Below are 22,092 nucleotides of genomic sequence, written 5' to 3' on the forward strand. Positions count from 1 at the left end.
GACTTGATTACCTCAATTGCCGAATCTGCGCGCCACCCACGAATAGCCGTCTTCGACGTAGTGGACCGGTGCGCTGACGATCGCCTTCAGTTTCTCCCGGTCGGGTACCGCGCCGCTGATCAATGCCAAAGCGCGCCTCGGCAAGGTTGGTTCTCCGCCTTCCGCCGCTGGGGGTGTGTTTTGCTGCACGTCCGGCTGGGTCGGAAGCGTTGCATTCATCTCCGGAACCGGCTCGGTTTCCGCCGTCATGCCCGGCCCTGAGCTCTCGCACACGGCCACCACGACCGGGTAGTTCCTGTCGGAACCGCGGCAGTTCCTTTTGCGATTCCGCGTCGCACTGCACGATCGACGGCCAGTCGCCGTTCACGGTCGAGATGTAATGGCATTGAGTCACGTTGTCGTCGCAACCGAGAATGGTCATGACGATCAGGGCGGCTTTCATGGTCACGTTTTCCGTTCAGATGATGGCGACTCCCTGTTTATGGCCGTCCGATTCTCTCCAAAGAAGGGCAAAGCCGGCGGGCCCCGAAACAAATTGTTTCTCCCCGTTACGCGGATTGATTGTGATAGCTGCGAACTTGCGTCGTTTGGCGTATTGGTCCCGGCGTCCTTCGGCGATAGAGCGTTGGAACCTGGCGCTTCCGGGGCGGGACCGAATGGATGTCCTTTGGAAGCTCACATCCAGCTTACGATCGTGTATGGGGAGAGACTGAAATGACCGCCGTAACCATCGCCGAAGAGTCGCCGCGCCAGCCGGCCGTCATCCGCCTGCTCGAATTGTCCGACGCCTATGCGGCATCGCTCTATCCGGCCGAAAGCAATCATCTGGTCGATCTGTCTCAGTTGGAGCAGCCGACCGTATCGTTTTTCGTCGCCCGACGTCACGGCGAAATCGTCGGCTGCTGTGGCCTCGTCGAAGCAGGCGACGGTACGGCCGAGATCAAGCGGATGTTCGTCGACCCGGAGGCGAGGGGGCTGAAGATTGGCAAGCTGCTCGTATCGGCTCTTGAAGCCAAGGCGGCAAAGCTCGGTCTGACGGCGATCCGCCTGGAGACCGGCATCCATCAGCCGGAAGCGATCGGCCTGTACAGGGGATCCGGCTACGTGGAGCGCCCGCCCTTCGGCACCTATCTGCCGGATCCGCTGAGCCTATTCATGGAAAAACCGGTTCGGCAGGAAGCGTGAGGGCGATCAGGCGTTTCAGATATCCAGGTTGTCCGCGAAGACGGCGCGCTCCTGGATGAAACGGAAGCGGGCCTCGGCTTTCGTTCCCATCAGGCTGTCGACGGCATCCCGGGTACCCTCGAAGTCGACATCGTCGATTTCGACCTTGAGGAGCGTCCGCTTGGCCGGGTCCATCGTGGTTTCCTTGAGCTGCGCGGGCAGCATCTCACCGAGGCCTTTGAACCGCCCGAGTTCGACTTTGCCGCGGCCATTGAACTCCGTCCGCATCAGCTCTTCGCGATGCGCGTCGTCGCGGGCATAAAGCGTCTTGGAACCCTGGCTCAGGCGATAGAGCGGCGGCACGGCGAGATAGAGATGGCCGCCGCGGATGAGCTCCGGCATTTCCTGGTAGAAGAAGGTGATCAGAAGAGATGCGATGTGCGCACCGTCGACGTCGGCGTCGGTCATGATGATGATGCGCTCGTAGCGCAGGTCCTCTTCGCGATACTTCGAGCGCGTGCCGCAGCCGAGCGCCTGGACGAGATCGCCGATCTGCTGATTGGCACCGAGCTTCTCCCGGCCGGCGCTGGCGACGTTGAGGATCTTGCCGCGCAGCGGCAGGATCGCCTGGTTGGCGCGGTTGCGCGCCTGTTTGGCCGATCCGCCGGCCGAGTCCCCTTCGACGATGAAGAGTTCGGCACCTTCCGCCGTATTCTGGGCGCAGTCCGCGAGCTTGCCCGGCAGGCGCAGCTTGCGGACCGCCGTCTTGCGGCTGACTTCCTTTTCCTTGCGCCGGCGTACACGCTCTTCGGCGCGCTCCACCACCCAGTCGAGAAGCTTGGCCGCCTCTGCCGGATTGTCGGCGAGATAATGGTCGAAAGGATCGCGAAGCGCGTTTTCGACGATCCGCTGCGCCTCCACCGTTGCCAGCTTGTCCTTCGTCTGACCGACGAATTCCGGCTCGCGAATGAAGACCGAGAGCATGCCTGCCGCGGAGATCATGACATCGTCGGTGGTGACGATCGCAGCGCGCTTGTTCTGGGTGAGCTCGGCGTAGTTCTTGAGCCCCTTCGTCAGCGCAATGCGCAGGCCCGCCTCGTGCGTTCCCCCTTCGGGTGTCGGGATGGTGTTGCAGTAGGAATGGATCTGCTGGTCGCCGCCATACCAGGTGACGGCCCATTCGAGCGAACCGTGGCCGCCGGACTTTTCCGATTTACCGGCAAAAATCTCGCGGGTGACGGTGAATTCCTTGCCGAGCGTGGCGGCGAGATAGTCCTTGAGACCGCCGGGAAAATGAAACACGGCCCTGTCCGGGATTTCCGAACCTTCCGGCAGGAGCGCCGGATCGCAGGACCAGCGGATTTCGACGCCGCCGAAGAGATAGGCCTTGGAGCGGGCCATTCGGAAAAGCCGCGCCGGCTCGAAGCGGGCATGCGGTCCGAAGATCTGCGGGTCGGGGTGGAAGCGGACCCTGGTGCCGCGTCGGTTGTGTACGTCACCCAGGTCTTCGAGGCCGCCCTGCGCGATGCCGCGGGAGAAGCGCTGGCGATAGAGCCGCCGGTTGCGTGCAACCTCGACTTCAAGGTCGTCCGACAGAGCGTTGACCACGGAAACGCCGACGCCGTGCAGGCCGCCGGAAGTCTCATAGGCCTTGCCGTCGAACTTGCCGCCCGCATGCAGCACCGTCATCACCACTTCGAGCGTCGACTTGCCGGGAAATTTCGGGTGGTTCTCCACCGGGATGCCGCGGCCGTTGTCGGTCACCGTCAGGTAGCCGTCGGCGTCCAGGCTCACATCGATGAAGTTGGCGTGCCCCGCGACCGCCTCGTCCATCGAGTTGTCGATGACCTCGGCGAACAGATGATGCAGCGCCTTTTCGTCCGTCCCGCCGATATACATGCCCGGACGGCGCCGGACCGGCTCCAGACCTTCCAGCACCTCGATTGCCGAAGCGTCGTAGTCGCTGCCGTCGCTCGTCTTGGGTGCCGGGCGCGGCGCTTCGTTACCGGCGACGGGGGCCGCGGGCTTGCGTGGCGCGGCATCCGCCGGCTTCGGCTGTTGGGGCATAGCGGAAAAAAGGTCGCTGCTGTCGTCCATGAAGCGTTCAGATCGTTCCTGTCTAAGTGTCGGCTAGGCCATAGCAAGACCGCGGCGCGGCCGCCATCCTTTGTCGCGCGAATCACCGGAATTCTGCCAGAGTCTCGCCGGAAGAGCGAACAAAAGGCGAATTTCGATGCCCCGGAGGAAGAAATACCCTTTAATGAGCCAGATTTGCCGCGCCAGTGTTGCTTGGCCGAGGCGCCGGTGGCAAGGCATGCGCCGAACGAGGGAGCCGATCGGGTGTCCATGTCCACAATTCTTTTCTCCATACGGCATCTGATCGGCGCGCTTCTTTTTGCGAGCCTTGCCGTTTCCGCAAGTGCCGAACCCCTTGAGCCCTACAAGGATGCGCTGTTTCGCTATAGCAAACTGCTTCAGGAGGCGGATGGCGGCGACTTCCGCGTTGTCGATTACCAGGAGCTCCGCGACATCAACGAGCGCGACCAGATACCCGAGCGGCGGGTGAAGCGCGCTTACGTGTCGCTCGGTGTCAAGAGCGTCCAGGTGAACGAGACGCTCGGTCTCGGCGAGCGGGGGCTTGACGTCACTCGCGTCGGCCCCGATCGCGGCGCCGCATTCACCGTGATCTTCATCCATGGTCGCGGCGGCGACCGACGTCTCGGTGTCAATGATTTCTCGTTCGGGGGCAATTTCAATCGCCTCAAAAATCTGGCTGTCCTCAATGGCGGTACCTATTACGTCCCAAGCGTCAGGTCCTTCGATGCCGCGGGCGTAGCGGATATTTCGGCTCTGATCCGCTTCGCCGCGGAACGCTCCGGCGGCCGGCCGGTGGTCCTTTCCTGTGCCTCCATGGGAAGCTTCATCTGCTGGGGCATAGCCCGCCAAGAGGCGACCGTCTCGGCCCTTGGCGGCATGATGATCATGGGCGGTCCAGCCGACCCCGACTTTCGCAAAAGTGCCGCCTACGGGGCGCGGCTGCCGATATTCTTCAGCCACGGCAGCCGCGACAGCGTCTATCCGGCCGAGTCCCAGATCGCGTTCTATCGCAGCCTCAGATCGAAGGACTATCCTGCCCGCTTCGTCCTGTTCGAAACAGGTTCGCATGGAACTCCGATCAGGATGACGGACTGGCGAGAGGCGCTGAACTGGATTCTCGACCGCTAGATCACGATGTTTTTAGGTCGGGTCGGCCTAAAAACATGAACGTGATCGATTCCAAGAAGTTGGAGCGGGATGCGGGCGGAAAACCGCACACACTTTTCCTCACCCCGCTCTAGACTAACGCGATCGGTTGTGGAGTTGACGGCGGCAATGAGGATGGACGATTCCGAGAACGCAGGGCGGTTTGGAAACCGCTCTCAACCGACCGTTTCACCCGATGACTACGAGGACGGCATAAGCTCGGTGGGCCCCATGGCGTTTCTTCCCGTGGGCAATGGCCTGAGCTATGGCGACATTTGCCGCAATGAACTTGGGACCCTTATCGCAAGCAGGAGGCACAACCGCATCCTGTCTTTCGATCCGGGGAGCGGGACCATTCGCTGCGAGGCCGGCGTTATCCTTGCCGACCTGCTCGCGCGCGCCGTCCCGCACCGCTTTTTTCTTCCCGTGACGCCGGCGACGGGCCTCGTCACCGTCGGCGGCGCCGTCGCCAACGACGTCCACGGCGGCAATCACCATGCGCGTGGCTCCTTCGGCAATCACGTCCGGCGCCTGACCCTGCTGCGTTCGACGGGCGAACGCCTGGTCTGCTCGCCCGAGGAGAATGCAGAGCTCTTCGCTGCTACGATCGGCGGCCTGGGACTGACCGGGCTGATCCTCGACGTCGAGCTTCGGCTGATGAAGGTGCCGTCGCCGCATGTCCAGCGGCACGTGCATCGCTTCGACAGCCTCGATCGGTATTTCACGCTGGCCGAACGAGCCGAAGAGGAGCACGAATATTCCGTAGCCTGGCTCGACCAGCTCGCGACGGGACGGCGCATGGGGAGGGGCGTGCTGTTCGCCGCGGATCACGCCGACGGCGCTTGCGAATATCCTGACATCCCGAAGGGGCCGAGGCTCGCCGTGCCTTTTTCTCCGCCCTTCAGTCTGTTCAACAGCGTGACGCTGAGATTGCTGAACGAATACCGCTTTCGCAAGCACGACCGTGGTGAGACCGTGTCGACGGAGACGTGGACTTCCTACTTTCACCCTCTCGACGCGATCGGCGGGTGGCGCAGGCTCTACGGGCGGCGTGGCCTCTGCCAGCATCAAAGCGTCTATCCCGTCGCGACCGCGCCGGAGACGACGGCGCGGTTGCTTGAAACAGCCCGCCGTGCCGGTCATGCGTCCGTAGGGACGAAGCTGCAGCGTTTCGGTGACATAGCCTCCCCGGGGCTTCTCTCCTTTGCGAGGCCGGGCTTCACCCTGACCATGGACTTTGCCAATCAAGGCGAGGCCACGGTCAAGCTGCTCGACGCTCTCGACGAGATTGCCGTTGTCGCCGGCGGTGCGGTCAATCCGTCCCAGGACGTCCGCATGAGCCCGGCCGTTTTCGAAGCATCATTTCCCGCCTGGAAAAGACTGGAGGCACTGCGCGATCCGGCAATGGTCTCGGACTTCTGGCGGCGCACGGCTTTGGCGCCTGGCCAAACCTAACGCTTCTGCCCCCTTATGTTCATGTCGAAGTCCACGACATTGGAGTAAATGGGCGTCCCGACGGTCATGCCGTAGGGCGAGCGGCGGATGCTGCCGCGGATCGTGAAGGAAATCGACCGCCTGTTCCAATCGGTGAGCCTCACGTCGAAACGCTCCTTGCGGCTCTTGCCGCGGGCGGTCAGAACGCCCTCGATCGTTGCGGTGTCCGGGCCGGTCTGGCTGACGCCGGTAGAGTGGAAGGTCACGGTCTTGTGGTTGGCCGCATCGAACACTGCGCTGGAGCGCAGGAAGTCCTCGATCCGGCGCTCCGTGGACCTCACGCTCTCCGGAAAAAGCGTGAATTCCACGGAGGATCGCCCGATATCATCGCCATCGATCCGGAATACGCCCGAGAATTTAGTGAAGCTGCCGGCAATGCCGCCGCTGCCACCCACTTGTCCGACGCTGAACTGAATACTCGAGGAGCTCGCGATGCGGTAGTTCCCGGCAGCATTCGCAAGTGCCGGCGCTTTTGCGCCCTCAACCGGCGTCCCTGCGAGGCCAAGGGCGAGAAGCGAAAGCGGCAGGGCCACTGCCATGGACTGCTTGCCTGGGCTGGTCATATGCGTTTCCTCTCGACAACGGTGTCGTCCTTTTCGGAAGTGTTGACGGTGCTGCCGGTGCGCGGCATCGGCCCGGAGCGAAGCATGCGGATGAGCACCAAGTCGCGCCGCACGAGATGGTGATAGAGTGCTGCCGCCGCGTGGATTGCGACCAGGCCAAGCGTCACATAGGCGAGCGTTGCATGGGCGAAGGCCCAGAACGCTTCCGAAGCCCCGGATTTCGGGAGCGGCAGATGCGGAATGACGATCAAGTTGAAATAAAAGCTCGGGATCGCCAGCGTGGAGACCGACACGACCGCCCAGCCGGACAGCGGCACAAGGAGTGCGAGCGCGATGAGCGACAGATGCGTGGCGCGCGCGGCCATGTGCTCCATCGGGCCAAGGGTCGGAGAGGCGGCCGGACTGGTTTCCACGAGCCACCAGAGCATCCGAAACGCAGCCAGTCCCAAGGCCGTGAAGCCGAACGACTTGTGCCACTGGTAAAGGGAGAACTGCAAAGCCGGGTCGATCTCGAAGCGCCGCATGACGATGCCGGCGAGGATAAGCCCGAGGATCAGAACGGCGATCGTCCAGTGAAGGGCGATCGTCACCGTTCCGAAACCGTTGTCGCTGTTGCGCAGCATGGCAGACTCCGACGCCCGGTGCGTACGTCTACGTGGCGGTAGAACGTCTCCGCCTTAGACGCCCACGGCGCCGTTTTTATTCGCTTTCGTCGGGACGATTTCCCATTGGCTCGAGCGCCGGCAACGCTGGACGGGGTGGGCGGATTCGCCGTGCTCGGAGAGTCGACACCGAATAATCCGGCTGGTGCCTTTTTTTTACGCGAGCGATTTGCTACGCCGCTTGCCGAGACGAAGAGACCTGATCTGGAGGAGACCCCATGACGCCCGATATCCGCCCGCTCGTCGCCGGCAACTGGAAGATGAATGGAACACGCGCGTCTCTCGATCAGATCAAGGCAATGGCCGAGGGCGTCAAAGGCGACCTTTCCGCGAGGGTGGACGCCCTGATCTGCCCGCCGGCCACATTGCTTTACGTTGCGACCGCGCTTTGCGACGACAGCCCTTTGATGATCGGGGCTCAGGACTGCCACCAGAAGCAGTCGGGAGCCCATACCGGCGAAGTCTCGGCTGAAATGGTCGCCGATTGTTTCGGCACTCATGTGATCGTCGGCCATTCCGAACGGCGCACCGATCATGGCGAAGGCGACGCACTGGTGCGTGCCAAGGCCGAGGCCGCGCACGGCGCGGATATCGTCGCGATCGTTTGCGTCGGTGAGACGGAACAGGAGCGCAAGGCCGGCCGGACGCTCGACATCCTGAAGCGCCAGCTCGCCGGGAGCCTCCCGGACCAGGCGACGTCCGAAAACACGGTGATCGCCTACGAACCCGTGTGGGCGATCGGCACCGGCCTGACGCCCACCGTGTCCGACGTCGAGGAGGCGCACGCCTTCATGCGCCGCGAGCTCGTCTCGCGCTTCGGCGCGGAAGGCGGCAAGATGCGCATCCTCTATGGAGGTTCCGTCAAGCCCTCGAATGCGAAGGAACTCATGGGCGTTGCCAATGTCGACGGCGCCCTGATCGGCGGCGCGAGCTTGAAAGCGGATGATTTCCTCGCCATCTACAGGGCCTATGAAGAATTGACTGCCTGATTGCCGCGGGACTTGGAATAACTGGCGGCTTGGTATAAAGAGGCGCCAAATTTGACGCGGCCCCACGGTGAGGCCGGCGTCGTTCGATTCGCATGCCCCGCAGAGGGCAGGACTGGAAGCTGATGCAGACCGTACTACTCGTCATCTATCTCATGGTGGTCGTCGCCCTGATCGGCGTCGTTCTCATTCAGCGTTCCGAAGGCGGCGGTCTCGGGATCGGCGGCGGCTCGGGCTTCATGTCTGCGCGTGGCACCGCCAATGCGCTGACCCGAACGACCGCCATTCTGGCCTTCCTTTTCTTCGCCCTGGCGCTGGCCATGGGCATTCTTTCACGCTACGAGCCGCAGGCGACCGACATTCTCGACCGTATCCCGGGAACGAGCTCGAGCGGCGGCGTTCTCGATTCGCTCGGTGGCGGTCAGACCGCACCGGCCGACGGAAACACCGAGACTCCGGCCAACGGCAACGGCGCCAACAACGCCGCACCGGCAGGTGGTACTGCCGCGCCTCAGGCCCCGGCAGGTGCCGCGCCTGCCGCTCCGGCTCCCGCAGCCCCGGCTGCTGGCGCCAACGGCAATACGGGATCGCAAGTTCCGAGCGGTCAGTAAGGCCGCAAATCAGAAGATCTGCCGGCGGATGGCTTCATCCGCCGGTTTTGTTTTGTGTGAAATCCGCCCTTCCGCACGGAAAATTCTGAAAGACGAATTTTTCGGTGGCGGAATCGTTTGTGAAAAGGTATCCGGTGACTCCCATGGCGCGATATGTATTCATCACTGGCGGCGTGGTCTCCTCTCTCGGAAAAGGCATCGCTGCGGCCGCTCTTGGAGCGTTGCTGCAGGCGCGTGGCTACCGTGTGAGGCTGCGCAAGCTCGATCCCTACCTGAACGTCGATCCGGGCACCATGAGCCCCACCCAGCACGGCGAGGTGTTCGTCACCGACGACGGCGCGGAGACGGACCTCGATCTCGGGCACTACGAGCGTTTCACGGGCCGCTCGGCGACCAAGACCGACAACATCACCACGGGGCGGATCTACAAGAACATTATCGACAAGGAGCGGCGTGGCGACTATCTCGGCGCGACGGTCCAGGTGATTCCGCACGTCACAAATGAAATCAAGAACTTCGTCACCGAAGGCAATGAGGACTACGATTTCGTTATCTGCGAAATCGGCGGCACCGTCGGCGATATCGAGGCGATGCCTTTCATGGAGGCGATCCGCCAGCTCGGCAACGACCTCCCGCGCGGCACCGCCGTCTATGTCCATTTGACGCTGATGCCCTACATTCCGGCCGCGGGCGAGCTGAAGACGAAGCCGACCCAGCACTCCGTGAAAGAACTGCAGGCGCTCGGCATTCACCCGGATATCCTGCTCGTGCGCGCCGACCGCGAAATTCCGGAAGCGGAACGCCGCAAGCTGTCGCTCTTCTGCAATGTCCGCCAGTCCGCGGTCATCCAGGCGCTCGACGTCGCTTCGATCTATGACGTGCCGATCGCCTATCACAAGGAAGGGCTCGACAACGAAGTGCTTGCCGCCTTCGGCATAGAGCCGGCGCCGAAGCCGCGCATGGAAGCCTGGGAAGACGTGGCGCACCGGATCCGCACGCCGGAAGGCGAGGTGACGATCGCGATCGTCGGAAAATATACCGGTCTGAAGGATGCCTATAAGTCGCTGATCGAGGCGCTCTACCATGGCGGCATCGCCAATCGCGTCAAGGTCAAGCTCGAGTGGATCGAGTCCGAGGTCTTCGAAAAGGAGGACCCGGCGCCCTATCTGGAAAAGGTCCACGGCATTCTCGTTCCGGGCGGCTTCGGCGAACGCGGTTCGGAAGGCAAGATCAATGCGGCGCGCTTCGCCCGCGAGCGTAAGGTGCCCTATTTCGGCATCTGCTTCGGCATGCAGATGGCCGTCGTCGAAGCGGCGCGCAATCTCGCCGGTATCGAAAAGGCGTCCTCGACGGAGTTCGGCCCGACCAAGGAGCCGGTCGTCGGCCTGATGACCGAGTGGGTGAAGGGCAATGAACTCGAGAAGCGGTCCGCCGCGGGCGATCTCGGCGGCACCATGCGCCTCGGCGCCTATCGCGCGGCCTTGAAGCCCGACACCAAGATCGCCGCGATCTATGGGTCGCCCGATATTTCCGAGCGTCATCGCCACCGCTACGAGGTCAATGTAGATTATAAGAGCCGCCTGGAATCCTGCGGCCTGATCTTCTCCGGCATGTCCCCGGATGGCGTTCTGCCGGAGACGATCGAGTATCCCGACCATCCCTGGTTCATCGGCGTTCAGTACCATCCGGAACTGAAGTCGCGTCCGCTCGATCCGCACCCGCTCTTTTCGAGCTTCATCGAGGCAGCGCTCGAACAGTCGCGGCTCGTGTAGCCGGGTCACCGAACGGGCAATCACTTCTGCGGCCGCCTGCAAGAGGCGGCCGTTCGCATTTCCGGTCACGGTTCCGGGCGCCCGCCGCCGCGCTTGCAATCGGCGGTCAAAAGTTGCAAACAGCGGCAAACCGGTCATCAGGGAATCCGCCATGAGCCAATCCAAGCGAACCGCCCGCCCGCTCGATCATCTCGTGCTGCCGGTGGCCGATCTCGCGCGGACGAGGCAGCGCCTGGCGGCGCTCGGCTTCACGGTTGCCGATGAGGCGCGCCACCCGTTCGGCACCGCGAATGCCTGCGTCTTCTTCTCGGATAACACCTATCTGGAGCCGCTCGCCGTCGCTTCGCGGGAGGAATGCGAGGCAGCCGCGCTTGAAGGCAACGCCTTCGTGGCGCGTGACCAGGCTTTTCGCTTTCGCCAGGGGGCCGAGGGTCTGTCGGCCGTCGTGCTCGGGACGCCGGACGCTGCCGAAGATCACATCCGGTTCCGCTCCCGCGGCATCTCCGGCGGCGAAATGCTCGAATTCTCACGGCCTATGCGGCTGCCCGACGGGCGCGAAGGGCTCGGTTCCTTCCGGCTTTCCTTTGCAGCGGATCTGCGTTCGCCGGACTTTTTCCTTTTTGCCTGTCAGCGCCTGCGTGCGCTGCCGGTCGACAGCAGCTCGCTTCACCGCCATGGAAACGGCGTGCTCGGCATTGCCGAGGTCGTGCTTTCGGAGCAGAACCCGACGGATTTCCAGTATCTTCTGCAGGAAGCCGTGGACGAGCGCGAGGTCTCGGCCCATTCCTTCGGCATGGACATCCAGGCAGGCAGTGCCAAAATCAGCGTCCTGACCCCTGCCGGCGTGCAGGCATTCTTCGGTCGCTCAATCGAGGGTGCAGAGCGCGGCTTGCGGGGTCGCGCCGTGGTCTTCCGCGTGAGCGATCTGGAGGCCACGCGGGCGCTGTTTGCGCAGAACGATATCGAATTCGCAGAAATGGGCGGACGCCTCATCGTTCCGGAAGCGCCGGGGCAGGGTGTAATCTTCGCCTTTGGAGGATGATGATGGAAACCAATTCAAGAGTCGTCGTCGGCGAGGGTGCCGGCCAGGTGGTGTTCTCGCAGAAGGAACGGCTGACACTGATCGCCGGACCGTGTCAGATGGAGAGCCGCGAACACGCCTTCATGATTGCGGGGGAGCTCGTCGAGCTCTGCAAATCGCTCGGGCTCGGACTCGTTTATAAATCTTCTTTCGACAAGGCGAACCGCACCTCGCTCGCTGGCAAGCGCGGCATCGGGCTCGACAAGGCGATGGAGGTCTTCGCCGACCTCAAGCGGGAGTTCGGCTTTCCGGTCCTGACCGACATCCACACGGAAGAGCAATGCGCTGCCGTGGCCGAGATCGTCGACATCCTGCAGATCCCGGCCTTTCTGTCACGGCAGACGGATCTGCTCGTCGCCGCCGCGAAGACGGGGCGGGCGATCAACGTAAAGAAGGGCCAGTTCCTCGCCCCTTGGGACATGAAGAACGTCCTTGCCAAGTTCACCGAGAGTGGCAACCCGAACGTGCTTCTCTGCGAGCGCGGCGCTTCCTTCGGCTATAATACGCTGGTCTCCGACATGCGCTCGCTGCCGATCATGGCGGCACTCGGCGCTCCGGTGGTCTTCGATGCGACCCATTCCGTGCAGCAGCCGGGCGGCCAGGGAGGCTCCACCGGCGGCCAGCGTGAGTTCGTCGAGACATTGGCGCGCGCGGCCGTCGCTGTCGGTGTCGCCGGTGTCTTCGTAGAGACCCACGAGGATCCCGACAACGCGCCTTCCGACGGTCCGAACATGGTGCCGCTGAAGGACATGCCGCGGCTGCTTGAAAAGCTGCTGGCCTTCGACGCCGTTGCGAAAGCGTGAGCCCCGGCGTCCCGCTTCGTGAATTTTTCATGAAGCGGGCCGGCGGCCGGATTTTGCGCTCCCGGCGCCATTGTAATTTCGGGGCCGTGAATTAAGACAGGCCGACCATTATCATCGTCCATAAGGGAAGAGATCATGACTGCAATCATCGACATCATCGGCAGAGAGATACTCGACAGCCGCGGCAACCCGACCGTCGAGGTCGATGTCCATCTCGAGGATGGCAGTTTCGGTCGCGCGGCGGTTCCCTCGGGCGCCTCCACCGGTGCGCATGAAGCCGTCGAACTGCGCGATGGCGGCACGCGTTACCTCGGCAAGGGCGTCGAACGCGCCGTCGATGCGGTGAACGGCGAGATATTCGAAGCGATCGGCGGCCTCGACGCTGAAAACCAGATTCAGATCGACCGTACCATGATCGAGCTCGACGGCACGCCGAACAAGTCGCGCCTCGGGGCCAATGCAATTCTCGGCGTTTCGCTCGCCGTCGCGAAGGCCGCCGCGGAAGCCTCCGGCCTGCCGCTCTATCGTTATGTCGGCGGCCCGAATGCGCATCTTCTGCCCGTTCCGATGATGAACATCATCAATGGCGGCGCTCACGCCGACAATCCGATCGACTTCCAGGAATTCATGATCATGCCGGTCGGCGCCGAGACCCTGAAGGACGCCGTCCGCATGGGTTCGGAAGTCTTCCACACGCTGAAGAAGCAGCTTGCCGCGGACGGTCACAACACCAATGTCGGCGACGAAGGCGGCTTCGCGCCGGGCCTCGCTTCCGCGCCGGCAGCCCTCGACTTCATCATGAAGTCAATCGAGAAGGCCGGCTACAAACCGGGCGAGGACATGTATGTCGCTCTCGACTGCGCTTCGACCGAATTCTTCAAGGACGGCAAGTACGTCCTCGAGGGTGAGGGCCGTACGCTGGAGCCGGGCGCCATGGCCGAGTATCTCGCCGAGCTCGCCGGCAAATATCCGATCATCTCGATCGAGGACGGCATGGCTGAAGACGATTGGGACGGCTGGAAATCCTTGACCGACCTCGTCGGCAACAAGTGCCAGCTCGTCGGCGACGACCTGTTCGTGACCAATTCTGCGCGCCTGCGCGACGGCATCAAGATGGGCGTCGCGAACTCCATCCTCGTCAAGGTCAACCAGATCGGGTCGCTTTCGGAAACGCTCGACGCGGTCGAGACCGCCCACAAGGCGCGTTACACCGCCGTCATGTCGCACCGCTCCGGCGAGACCGAGGACTCGACGATTGCCGACCTCGCGGTCGCCACTAATTGCGGTCAGATCAAGACCGGCTCGCTCGCACGTTCCGACCGGCTCGCCAAGTACAACCAGCTGATCCGTATCGAAGAGCAGCTCGGCCCGCAGGCGCAATATGCCGGCCGCTCCGTGTTGCGCGGTTGATTGAAACTCGGGGGCAACTGATCCTCTCGCGGGACGATTGCCCTAGGGTCAAAACTCAATCAGCCTATTGATGGCATGTGATTTCCATGATTCTTTTCCGAAAAATAGCGGAGTTGAAGCATGGGAAGCGAATTCTGGTTGAGCGATCAGCAATGGTCCGTTATCGAACCGCTGCTGCCGAAGAACCGACCCGGTGCGCGCCGGGTCGATGACCGCCGCGTCATCAGCGGCATTGTCCATGTGTTGCGTGTCGGGTGCCGTTGGCAGGATTGCCCGGCCGTCTATGGCCCGCCAACCACGATTTACAATCGCTTTCATCGTTGGGCCGGCCGCGGCCTGTGGCTGAAGCTGTTTTCGGCCCTGGTCGCGGCCAGTCCAGGCGACATGCAGATGATCGACAGTACCACCGCGAAGGTCCATCGCTCGGCCGCTGGTGGAAAAGGGGGGCGCAGACGCAGGCGATCGGTCGCTCCCGCGGCGGCCGGACGACGAAAATCCACGCCGTCGTAGACGGTCGCGGCCGGCCGCTCGGTCTGCAGATCTCGCCGGGGCAGATGGGCGATGTGCGCGCCGCCGTGCCGTTGCTCCAGCACCTGCCACCCGCCTATTTCCTCGCCGCCGACACCGCCTACGACAGCGATGCCCTGCGCCAGTATCTGACCGGACGCGGCACCATTCCGGTCATTCCCAACAACCCGACCAGAAAGCGCCGCCATCCCTTCGATGCAAGGGCCTATCGCCAGCGCAACGTCATCGAGCGGATGTTCTGCCGTCTCAAGGATTGGCGGCGGATTGCTACCCGCTACGACAAGCTCGCCACAAACTTCCAGGCCGCCGTCCACATCGCTGCTATCGTCATCTGGTGGACTAATTGAGTCTGGAGCCTAGGGCATACGATAAACGGTTTGACCGTCGCATGCCCAAAACTGTCACAGGTTCTCCCCCCTTGTGGGGGAGACGACAAGCGGCCTGACCAGCCGGTTTCTCTCCGTAGCAACGGTTCCGCCAGAGGAGCAGCCCTGGCCCTTTGACGAGGAGAAGGGAAAAGCGGCGTCGTCACGAGTCTCCTTGCCGACCGCTCCGTCCTCCGAGTTCTCTTTCCATTCGCAAATTGTTTATGGTCAACCGTCGGTTAATCAATCGACGCTAGTCTTCATCTTCGTACTGCGTATTGGAGCGGGCGCGGGACAATGGTTTGCAGTATCTCCTGCAGCCCGCGCCAACTCAATTCAGGGCATGAGCGATGTGGACACGGCATCACAAGAAGCGGAGACTGGGGCGATTGGTGGTGCCGTTGCTGGCGGTCGCCTTCCTTTCCTATTTCGGCTATCATTCGATCCATGGCGGTTATGGTCTGGAGGCGACGAAGGAGTTTGACCGTCAGATTGCCGAGCGGCAGGCACGGCTGGACGAGCTCACTCAGACGCGAAAAATCCTGGAAAAGGAAGTCGAGCTGATGAGCGACGGTTCGCTCGAGAGAGACATGCTGGATGAGAAGGCTCGCCTCGCGCTCAACATGTCGCGGAGCGACGAGATCGTTATTTTCCACCATTCCGAGGATTAACCTGAAATAGGTTAATCAAAAAATCGCGTTATATATCAATGTGTTGACGCGAATAATAGCCATGCAAATATAGCATTGCTGCCGCGCTTTTCTTTCCCTATGGTAGCCGCCAAAGGCTAACCATTGGGAGGAACGAATGGCTCCGCGAAAATCCGCGTCCGTTTCCAGCCGCAAGACCGCTGCCAAGCCGGCCAAGAAAGATTTTGCCGGCGGCACGATCGCCGAATTCTCCAAGGAAGACGATCTCAAGGCCTACCGCGAAATGCTGTTGATCCGGCGTTTCGAGGAAAAGGCCGGCCAGCTTTACGGCATGGGATTCATCGGTGGTTTCTGTCACCTCTATATCGGTCAGGAAGCCGTCGTTGTCGGGATGCAGCTGGCCCTGAAAGAGGGCGACCAGGTCATCACCGGCTATCGCGACCATGGCCACATGCTCGCCTGCGGCATGAGTGCGCGCGGCGTGATGGCGGAGCTCACCGGTCGCCGTGGCGGCCTTTCCAAGGGGAAAGGCGGCTCGATGCACATGTTCTCCAAGGAGAAGCACTTCTATGGCGGCCACGGCATCGTCGGTGCGCAGGTCTCGCTCGGGACCGGCCTCGCTTTCGCCAACAGGTATCGCGGCAACGACAATGTAAGCCTCGCCTATTTCGGCGACGGTGCGGCGAACCAGGGTCAGGTCTATGAGAGCTTCAACATGGCCGCTCTCTGGAAGCTGCCGGTGATCTACATCGTCGAGAACAACCGTTATGCCATGGGTACCTCCGTGTCGCGGGCATCGGCGCAGACAGATTTCTCCCAGCGCGGCGCTTCCTTCGGCATTCCCGGCTATCAGGTCGACGGCATGGATGTCCGCGCCGTCAAGGCCGCTGCCGACGAGGCGGTCGAACATTGCCGTTCCGGCAAGGGCCCGATCATCCTCGAAATGCTGACCTACCGCTATCGCGGCCATTCGATGTCCGATCCGGCGAAGTATCGCTCGAAGGACGAAGTGCAGAAGATGCGTTCGGAGCATGATCCGATCGAGCAGGTGAAGGCCCGTCTGACGGATAAAGGCTGGGCCACCGAGGACGAACTGAAGCAGATCGACAAGGAGGTTCGCGACATCGTGGCGGACAGTGCCGATTTCGCCCAGTCTGATCCGGAGCCGGATGTCTCCGAGCTCTACACCGATATCCTGCTTTGATCCGGGGAGGGACAAATATGCCTGTAGAAATCCTTATGCCTGCCCTTTCCCCGACCATGGAGGAAGGCACGCTCTCCAAGTGGCTGAAGAACGAGGGGGACAAGGTGTCCTCCGGCGACGTCATCGCGGAAATCGAAACCGACAAGGCCACGATGGAAGTGGAGGCGGTAGACGAAGGCACGATCGGCAAGCTGCTGATTGAAGCCGGCACCGAGGGTGTGAAGGTGAACACGCCGATCGCCGTGCTGTTGCAGGATGGCGAAGCCGCAAGCGACATCGATTCCATGAAGGCCGAAGCCCCGAAAGCGGAAGCACCGAAGCCGGCCGAGGCCGAAGCGCCGGCTGCTTCCGCGGCGCCCGTCGCGGCGCAGCCCAAGGCGGTTCCTTCCGACCCGGCAATTCCGGCCGGAACCGAAATGGTGACGATGACCGTCCGCGAAGCGCTTCGCGACGCGATGGCCGAAGAGATGCGCGCCAATGAGGACGTCTTCGTCATGGGCGAAGAGGTCGCCGAATACCAGGGCGCCTACAAGGTCACGCAGGGCCTGTTGCAGGAATTCGGTGCGCGCCGCGTGGTCGACACGCCGATCACGGAACATGGCTTTGCCGGCGTCGGCGTCGGCGCGGCGATGACCGGTCTGCGCCCGATCGTCGAGTTCATGACCTTCAACTTCGCCATGCAGGCGATCGACCAGATCATCAACTCGGCCGCCAAGACGCTCTATATGTCCGGCGGCCAGATGGGCGCGCCGATCGTCTTCCGCGGGCCGAGCGGTGCTGCTGCCCGCGTCGCCGCGCAGCACTCCCAATGCTATGCCGCCTGGTACAGCCACATTCCGGGCCTGAAGGTCGTCATGCCCTATACGGCGGCAGACGCGAAGGGGCTGCTCAAGGCTGCCATCCGCGATCCGAACCCGGTGATCTTCCTCGAAAACGAGATCCTTTACGGCCAGTCATTCGAAGTTCCGAAGCTCGACGATTTCGTGCTGCCGATCGGTAAGGCACGCATTCATCGTGCCGGCAAGGACGCCACGCTCGTCTCCTTCGGCATCGGCATGACCTATGCGATCAAGGCCGCGGCGGAACTCGAGGCGCAGGGTATCGACGTCGAGATCATCGACCTTCGCACGATCCGTCCGATGGACCTGCCGACCGTCATCGAATCCGTCAAGAAGACCGGCCGCCTGGTTACCGTCGAGGAAGGCTATCCTCAATCCTCCGTCGGCACCGAGATCGCCACCCGCGTCATGCAGCAGGCCTTCGACTATCTCGATGCGCCGATCCTGACGATCGCCGGCAAGGACGTGCCGATGCCTTATGCGGCCAACCTTGAAAAGCTTGCTCTGCCGAATGTCGCGGAAGTCGTCGATGCGGTGAAAGCCGTCTGCTACAAATAAAGGGGGTCGTTCGATGCCAATCAACATCACCATGCCGGCCCTCTCTCCGACCATGGAAGAAGGCAATCTGGCCAAATGGCTGGTCAAGGAAGGCGACAAGGTCAAGTCCGGCGATGTGATCGCCGAGATCGAGACCGACAAGGCGACGATGGAAGTGGAGGCCGTCGACGAGGGCACGGTCGCCAAGATCGTCGTTCCCGCCGGCACTGAAGGCGTCAAGGTCAATGCGCTGATCGCGGTTCTCGCCGGCGAGGGCGAAGACGTCGCGACTGCCGCCAAGGGCGGCAACGGTGCAGCGGGAGCAGCCCCGGCACCGAAGCCGCAGGAAACAGCCGAAACGGCACCGGCCGCCGCTCCGGCACCCGCCGCAGCGCCGGCACCGCAGGCTGCTGCTCCGGCTTCTCCTGCACCCGCCGACGGCGAAGGCAAGCGCATCTTTTCGTCGCCGCTGGCCCGCCGCATCGCTAAGGAGGCAGGCATCGACCTTTCGGCGATCGCCGGTTCCGGACCGCATGGCCGCGTCGTCAAGAAGGACGTCGAGGCAGCCGTTTCCGGCGGCGCAGCCAAGCCCGCCGCCACGCCGGCAGCAGCTCCGGCCCCGGCGACGCTCGCAAAGGGCATGTCGGAGGACGCGGTTCTCAAGCTCTTCGAGCCGGGCTCCTACGAACTCGTGCCGCATGACGGCATGCGCAAGACGATCGCCAAACGCCTCGTCGAATCGAAACAGACGATCCCGCATTTCTATGTTTCGGTCGATTGCGAGCTCGACGCGCTTCTGGCGCTGCGCGCCCAGCTGAATGCCGCAGCACCTGAAAAGGACGGTAAGCCGGTCTACAAGCTTTCCGTGAATGACATGGTGATCAAGGCGCTTGCCCTGGCTCTGCGCGACGTTCCGGATGCGAATGTGTCCTGGACCGATCAGAACATGATCAAGCACAAGCACGCGGACGTCGGCGTTGCGGTTTCCATTCCCGGCGGCCTGATCACGCCCATCGTCCGCCAGGCGGAGTTGAAGAGCCTCTCGGCGATCTCCAACGAGATGAAGGATCTCGGCAAGCGCGCCAAGGAGCGCAAGCTGAAGCCTGAAGAATATCAGGGCGGCACCACGGCCGTTTCGAATATGGGCATGATGGGCGTCAAGGACTTCGCCGCCGTCGTCAATCCGCCGCACGCGACGATCCTCGCGGTCGGCGCCGGCGAGGACCGTGTCGTCGTCAAGAACAAGGAGATGGTCATCGCCAATGTGATGACCGTCACGCTTTCGACCGACCATCGCTGCGTCGATGGAGCGCTCGGCGCCGAACTGCTCGCCGCCTTCAAGCGCTACATCGAAAACCCGATGGGCATGCTCGTCTGATGCGATCCGGACCGGCTTCCCAGCCGGTCCTTTCCCCATGAAAAGCGAGTAGGCAGATGAAGACAGTCCTTTGCTACGGTGACAGTCTGACCTGGGGATACGATGCAAGCGGTTCCGGCCGGCATGCGCTGGAGGACCGCTGGCCGAGCGTGCTGCAGAAGGCGCTCGGTTCGAATGTGCATGTCGTCGCCGAAGGGCTGAACGGGCGGACGACCGCCTATGACGACCATCTCGCCGATTGCGACCGGAACGGGGCGCGTGTCCTTCCGACGCTCCTGCACACCCACGCGCCAATCGATCTCATCCTCCTCATGCTCGGCTCGAACGATATGAAGCCGATCATTCACGGCACCGCTTTCGGTGCGGTGAAGGGTATCGAGCGCCTCGTCAATCTGGTGCGCAGGCACGACTGGCCGACGGAAACGGAGGAGGGGCCCGAAATCCTCCTCGTCTCGCCGCCGCCGCTCTGCGAAACGGCCAACAGCGCTTTTGCCGCCATGTTCGCGGGTGGGGTCGAGCAATCCGCAATGCTGGCGCCGCTTTATCGCGATCTCGCCGACGAGCTCGACTGCGGCTTCTTCGACGGCGGATCAGTGGCCAGGACGACGCCGATCGACGGTGTCCACCTCGACGCGGAGAACACCCGGGCGGTCGGCAGAGGATTGGAGCCTGTCGTGCGGATGATGCTCGGGCTTTGACGATGACGGCTGGCGCGACCCTCAGGCCTGCGAAGCGAAGCGAGGCAGCGGAACTTGCGATCCTCATCGACATCGCCTCACACGGCTTTGCCTCATGGCTCTGGTACGGCGGCGTTCTGAGCAAATCCGCGGAAACCGCCTTCGAGCATGGCCGCAACGTGCTGCGTCGGGATACCGGGCCGGGTGCCTGGCGCGATGCGGTGGTGGCCGAAATCGGAGACGAGATCGTCGGCATCTCGGTTTCCTACGGCATCGATGCATCGATTCTCGAGATCGAGCCGAAACATCCCGTGCTTGCGCCCTTGCTTTTCCTGCAGAAGCAGGTGGTCGGCCACTGGTTCGTCGATAGCCTCGGCGTTTACCGCCATCACCGTGGTAAAGGCATTGGCCGCGCTCTGCTCGAGAACGAGTTTTCCCGCGCTGGGCAGGAGCCGGTGAGCCTGATCACCGAAAGCCACAATGAAACGGCGCAGGCGCTCTACAGGATGAACGGCTTCGAGGAGGTGGCGCGGGCCGAGGCCGTGCCGCTCTTCGAAGACAGCAGAAAACACCACTGGGTGCTTTTCACCCGCAACGCCGCTTGACCAAAGGTAGGAAAAACATGGCTGAGAATTACGACGTGATCGTTGTCGGTTCGGGTCCGGGCGGATACGTGACCGCCATTCGTTCGGCGCAGCTGGGCTTGAAGACGGCGATCGTCGAGCGGGAGCATTTGGGCGGGATCTGCCTCAACTGGGGCTGCATTCCGACCAAGGCGCTGTTGCGCTCCGCCGAAATTCTCGACCATGCCAACCATGCCAAGAACTACGGGCTGACCCTCGAAGGCAAGATGACCGCCAACGTCAAGGATGTCGTCGCCCGCTCGCGCGGCGTCTCTGCGCGGCTGAACGGCGGCGTCGCCTTCCTGATGAAGAAGAACAAGGTGGACGTGATCTGGGGCGAGGCGAAGCTCACCAAACCCGGCGAGATCGTCGTCGGCGCGCCGTCCAAGCCGGCCGTCCAGCCGCAGAACCCGGTTCCGAAGGGCGTCAAGGGAGAGGGGACCTATACGGCCAAGCACATCATCGTCGCGACCGGCGCGCGCCCGCGAGCGCTGCCCGGCATCGAGCCGGACGGCAAGCTGATCTGGACCTATTTCGAGGCGATGAAGCCGGAGGAGTTCCCGAAGTCGCTGCTCGTCATGGGCTCCGGCGCGATCGGCATCGAATTCGCGAGCTTCTACCGCTCGATGGGCGTCGACGTGACCGTCGTCGAACTGCTGCCGCAGATCATGCCGGTCGAGGATGCGGAAATTTCCGCCTTGGCCCGTAAGCAGCTCGAAAAGCGCGGCCTGAAAATCATCACCGATGCCAAGGTGACGAAGGTCGAGAAGGGCGCGAACGACGTCACGGCGCATGTGGAGACGAAGGACCGCAAGGTCACGCCGATCAAGGCGGACCGTCTGATCTCCGCCGTCGGCGTTCAGGGCAACATCGAGAATCTCGGCCTCGAGGCTCTCGGCGTGAAGACCGACCGCGGCTGCATCGTCACCGATGGCTACGGCAAGACCAATGTCCCGGGCATCTATGCGATCGGCGACGTCGCCGGGCCGCCGATGCTGGCCCACAAGGCCGAGCATGAGGGCGTCATCTGCATCGAGAAGATTGCCGGGGTTCCCGGCGTGCACGCACTCGACAAGGGCAAGATCCCGGGCTGCACCTATTGCGACCCGCAGGTCGCCTCCGTGGGCCTTACGGAAGCGAAGGCCAAGGAACTCGGCCGCGACATCCGCGTCGGCCGATACAGCTTCGGCGCAAACGGCAAGGCGATCGCGCTCGGCGAAGACCAGGGCCTGATCAAGACCATCTTCGACAAAAAGACCGGCGAACTCATCGGCGCCCATATGGTAGGCGCCGAAGTGACGGAACTCATCCAGGGCTTCGTCGTCGCCATGAACCTGGAGACGACCGAAGAGGAACTGATGCACACGGTGTTCCCGCACCCGACCCTCTCGGAGATGATGAAGGAAAGCGTGCTCGATGCCTACGGCAGAGTATTGAACGCCTGATGACGCGCGGCCGTCCGGAACTTTCGGCTTTTTCACGCATTGATTGCATGACATCTA

The 22,092-nt window shown here is 62.6% G+C and carries 20 protein-coding genes and 1 pseudogene; 17 read left to right on the forward strand and 4 right to left on the reverse strand.

Annotated features, from left to right (window positions below; genetic code table 11):
- Nucleotides 1-12 precede the first annotated feature (12 nt).
- Nucleotides 13-442, reverse strand: a pseudogene (locus AC5J09_RS19325) (hypothetical protein).
- Nucleotides 443-714: 272 nt separating this feature from the next.
- Here AC5J09_RS19325 and AC5J09_RS19330 point away from each other — a divergent pair.
- Nucleotides 715-1,185, forward strand: coding sequence for a GNAT family N-acetyltransferase (locus tag AC5J09_RS19330; RefSeq protein WP_494298249.1), 471 nt, complete (start codon nt 715-717; stop codon nt 1,183-1,185).
- A gap of 15 nt (nt 1,186-1,200) precedes the next feature.
- Here AC5J09_RS19330 and parE read toward each other — a convergent pair whose 3' ends face one another.
- Nucleotides 1,201-3,261, reverse strand: coding sequence for a DNA topoisomerase IV subunit B (gene parE / locus AC5J09_RS19335; RefSeq protein ID WP_018097823.1), 2,061 nt, complete (start codon nt 3,259-3,261; stop codon nt 1,201-1,203).
- A gap of 192 nt (nt 3,262-3,453) precedes the next feature.
- On the opposite strand from parE, the gene AC5J09_RS19340 reads away from it, so the two are divergent.
- Complete coding sequence (locus tag AC5J09_RS19340; RefSeq protein ID WP_494298251.1) at nt 3,454-4,389, forward strand: alpha/beta hydrolase; 936 nt, start codon at nt 3,454-3,456, stop codon at nt 4,387-4,389.
- Between the two features lie 147 nt (nt 4,390-4,536).
- Nucleotides 4,537-5,862 carry an FAD-binding oxidoreductase gene (locus AC5J09_RS19345; protein ID WP_494298253.1) on the forward strand — a complete coding sequence of 442 codons (1,326 nt, stop codon included), beginning with the start codon at nt 4,537-4,539 and terminating at the stop codon, nt 5,860-5,862.
- On the opposite strand, the gene AC5J09_RS19350 is transcribed toward AC5J09_RS19345, so the two are convergent.
- Nucleotides 5,859-6,464: a YceI family protein gene (locus AC5J09_RS19350; protein ID WP_494298254.1), complete on the reverse strand. Its 606-nt coding sequence runs from the start codon at nt 6,462-6,464 to the stop codon at nt 5,859-5,861. The two genes, AC5J09_RS19345 and AC5J09_RS19350, sit on opposite strands and share 4 nt — an antisense overlap.
- Complete coding sequence (locus AC5J09_RS19355) at nt 6,461-7,087, reverse strand: cytochrome b (RefSeq protein ID WP_494298255.1); 627 nt, start codon at nt 7,085-7,087, stop codon at nt 6,461-6,463. Before AC5J09_RS19355 ends, AC5J09_RS19350 begins: the two co-directional genes overlap by 4 nt.
- Nucleotides 7,088-7,344: 257 nt before the next feature.
- On the opposite strand from AC5J09_RS19355, the gene tpiA reads away from it, so the two are divergent.
- The 14 genes from tpiA to lpdA all read left to right on the forward strand — a co-directional run bounded on the left by tpiA (nt 7,345) and on the right by lpdA (nt 22,035).
- Nucleotides 7,345-8,115: a triose-phosphate isomerase gene (tpiA, locus tag AC5J09_RS19360; RefSeq protein ID WP_100673945.1), complete on the forward strand. Its 771-nt coding sequence runs from the start codon at nt 7,345-7,347 to the stop codon at nt 8,113-8,115.
- Nucleotides 8,116-8,237: 122 nt separating this feature from the next.
- Nucleotides 8,238-8,723 (forward strand): preprotein translocase subunit SecG, encoded by a 486-nt coding sequence (gene secG / locus AC5J09_RS19365; protein ID WP_494298257.1) that lies wholly within the window; start codon nt 8,238-8,240, stop codon nt 8,721-8,723.
- Between the two features lie 134 nt (nt 8,724-8,857).
- Complete coding sequence (gene pyrG, locus AC5J09_RS19370; protein ID WP_164866966.1) at nt 8,858-10,495, forward strand: CTP synthase; 1,638 nt, start codon at nt 8,858-8,860, stop codon at nt 10,493-10,495.
- Nucleotides 10,496-10,646: 151 nt separating this feature from the next.
- Complete coding sequence (locus AC5J09_RS19375) at nt 10,647-11,537, forward strand: VOC family protein (RefSeq protein WP_018097814.1); 891 nt, start codon at nt 10,647-10,649, stop codon at nt 11,535-11,537.
- Nucleotides 11,537-12,379 (forward strand): 3-deoxy-8-phosphooctulonate synthase, encoded by an 843-nt coding sequence (kdsA, locus tag AC5J09_RS19380; RefSeq protein WP_198516847.1) that lies wholly within the window; start codon nt 11,537-11,539, stop codon nt 12,377-12,379. The genes AC5J09_RS19375 and kdsA overlap by 1 nt, the downstream gene beginning before the upstream one ends.
- Nucleotides 12,380-12,514: 135 nt before the next feature.
- Nucleotides 12,515-13,789 carry a phosphopyruvate hydratase gene (gene eno, locus AC5J09_RS19385; protein ID WP_010969226.1) on the forward strand — a complete coding sequence of 425 codons (1,275 nt, stop codon included), beginning with the start codon at nt 12,515-12,517 and terminating at the stop codon, nt 13,787-13,789.
- A 120-nt stretch (nt 13,790-13,909) separates the two neighbouring features.
- Nucleotides 13,910-14,664, forward strand: a protein-coding gene (locus AC5J09_RS19390) for an IS5 family transposase (RefSeq protein ID WP_494298258.1) whose coding sequence is annotated in 2 segments (ribosomal slippage) — nt 13,910-14,240 and nt 14,240-14,664 — 756 coding nt in all. Because the reading frame shifts where the segments join, the coding sequence is not laid out codon by codon here.
- A 368-nt stretch (nt 14,665-15,032) separates the two neighbouring features.
- Nucleotides 15,033-15,353, forward strand: a complete 321-nt coding sequence (locus AC5J09_RS19395; protein ID WP_018097812.1) for an FtsB family cell division protein — start codon at nt 15,033-15,035, stop codon at nt 15,351-15,353.
- Nucleotides 15,354-15,489: 136 nt separating this feature from the next.
- On the forward strand, nt 15,490-16,536 hold the full coding sequence (pdhA, locus tag AC5J09_RS19400; RefSeq protein WP_003535472.1) for a pyruvate dehydrogenase (acetyl-transferring) E1 component subunit alpha: 1,047 nt from the start codon (nt 15,490-15,492) through the stop codon (nt 16,534-16,536).
- 17 nt (nt 16,537-16,553) lie between these two features.
- Entirely contained in the window at nt 16,554-17,933 is a 1,380-nt protein-coding gene (locus AC5J09_RS19405) for a pyruvate dehydrogenase complex E1 component subunit beta (protein ID WP_437407794.1), read from the forward strand.
- 13 nt (nt 17,934-17,946) lie between these two features.
- Entirely contained in the window at nt 17,947-19,290 is a 1,344-nt protein-coding gene (locus tag AC5J09_RS19410) for a pyruvate dehydrogenase complex dihydrolipoamide acetyltransferase (RefSeq protein ID WP_494298260.1), read from the forward strand.
- A 56-nt stretch (nt 19,291-19,346) separates the two neighbouring features.
- Nucleotides 19,347-19,988 (forward strand): SGNH/GDSL hydrolase family protein, encoded by a 642-nt coding sequence (locus tag AC5J09_RS19415; RefSeq protein WP_494298262.1) that lies wholly within the window; start codon nt 19,347-19,349, stop codon nt 19,986-19,988.
- A 2-nt stretch (nt 19,989-19,990) separates the two neighbouring features.
- Nucleotides 19,991-20,572, forward strand: coding sequence for a GNAT family N-acetyltransferase (locus AC5J09_RS19420; RefSeq protein WP_494298264.1), 582 nt, complete (start codon nt 19,991-19,993; stop codon nt 20,570-20,572).
- 17 nt (nt 20,573-20,589) lie between these two features.
- A complete protein-coding gene (lpdA, locus tag AC5J09_RS19425; RefSeq protein WP_494298265.1) occupies nt 20,590-22,035 on the forward strand; it encodes a dihydrolipoyl dehydrogenase in 1,446 nt (481 codons plus the stop codon).
- Nucleotides 22,036-22,092 lie beyond the last annotated feature (57 nt).

Source organism: Sinorhizobium sp. (genome assembly GCF_059070375.1).

Coding starts and splice junctions, on each gene's coding strand:
- AC5J09_RS19330 (WP_494298249.1), top strand. CDS start 715: ATGACCGCCGTAACCATCGCCGAAGAGTCGCCGCGCCAGCCGGCCGTC.
- AC5J09_RS19405 (WP_437407794.1), top strand. CDS start 16,554: ATGCCTGTAGAAATCCTTATGCCTGCCCTTTCCCCGACCATGGAGGAA.
- eno (WP_010969226.1), top strand. CDS start 12,515: ATGACTGCAATCATCGACATCATCGGCAGAGAGATACTCGACAGCCGC.
- tpiA (WP_100673945.1), top strand. CDS start 7,345: ATGACGCCCGATATCCGCCCGCTCGTCGCCGGCAACTGGAAGATGAAT.
- AC5J09_RS19410 (WP_494298260.1), top strand. CDS start 17,947: ATGCCAATCAACATCACCATGCCGGCCCTCTCTCCGACCATGGAAGAA.
- AC5J09_RS19395 (WP_018097812.1), top strand. CDS start 15,033: ATGTGGACACGGCATCACAAGAAGCGGAGACTGGGGCGATTGGTGGTG.
- lpdA (WP_494298265.1), top strand. CDS start 20,590: ATGGCTGAGAATTACGACGTGATCGTTGTCGGTTCGGGTCCGGGCGGA.
- AC5J09_RS19420 (WP_494298264.1), top strand. CDS start 19,991: ATGACGGCTGGCGCGACCCTCAGGCCTGCGAAGCGAAGCGAGGCAGCG.
- secG (WP_494298257.1), top strand. CDS start 8,238: ATGCAGACCGTACTACTCGTCATCTATCTCATGGTGGTCGTCGCCCTG.
- AC5J09_RS19355 (WP_494298255.1), bottom strand. CDS start 7,087: ATGCTGCGCAACAGCGACAACGGTTTCGGAACGGTGACGATCGCCCTT.
- AC5J09_RS19350 (WP_494298254.1), bottom strand. CDS start 6,464: ATGACCAGCCCAGGCAAGCAGTCCATGGCAGTGGCCCTGCCGCTTTCG.
- AC5J09_RS19345 (WP_494298253.1), top strand. CDS start 4,537: ATGAGGATGGACGATTCCGAGAACGCAGGGCGGTTTGGAAACCGCTCT.
- pdhA (WP_003535472.1), top strand. CDS start 15,490: ATGGCTCCGCGAAAATCCGCGTCCGTTTCCAGCCGCAAGACCGCTGCC.
- AC5J09_RS19375 (WP_018097814.1), top strand. CDS start 10,647: ATGAGCCAATCCAAGCGAACCGCCCGCCCGCTCGATCATCTCGTGCTG.
- AC5J09_RS19415 (WP_494298262.1), top strand. CDS start 19,347: ATGAAGACAGTCCTTTGCTACGGTGACAGTCTGACCTGGGGATACGAT.
- kdsA (WP_198516847.1), top strand. CDS start 11,537: ATGATGGAAACCAATTCAAGAGTCGTCGTCGGCGAGGGTGCCGGCCAG.
- parE (WP_018097823.1), bottom strand. CDS start 3,261: ATGGACGACAGCAGCGACCTTTTTTCCGCTATGCCCCAACAGCCGAAG.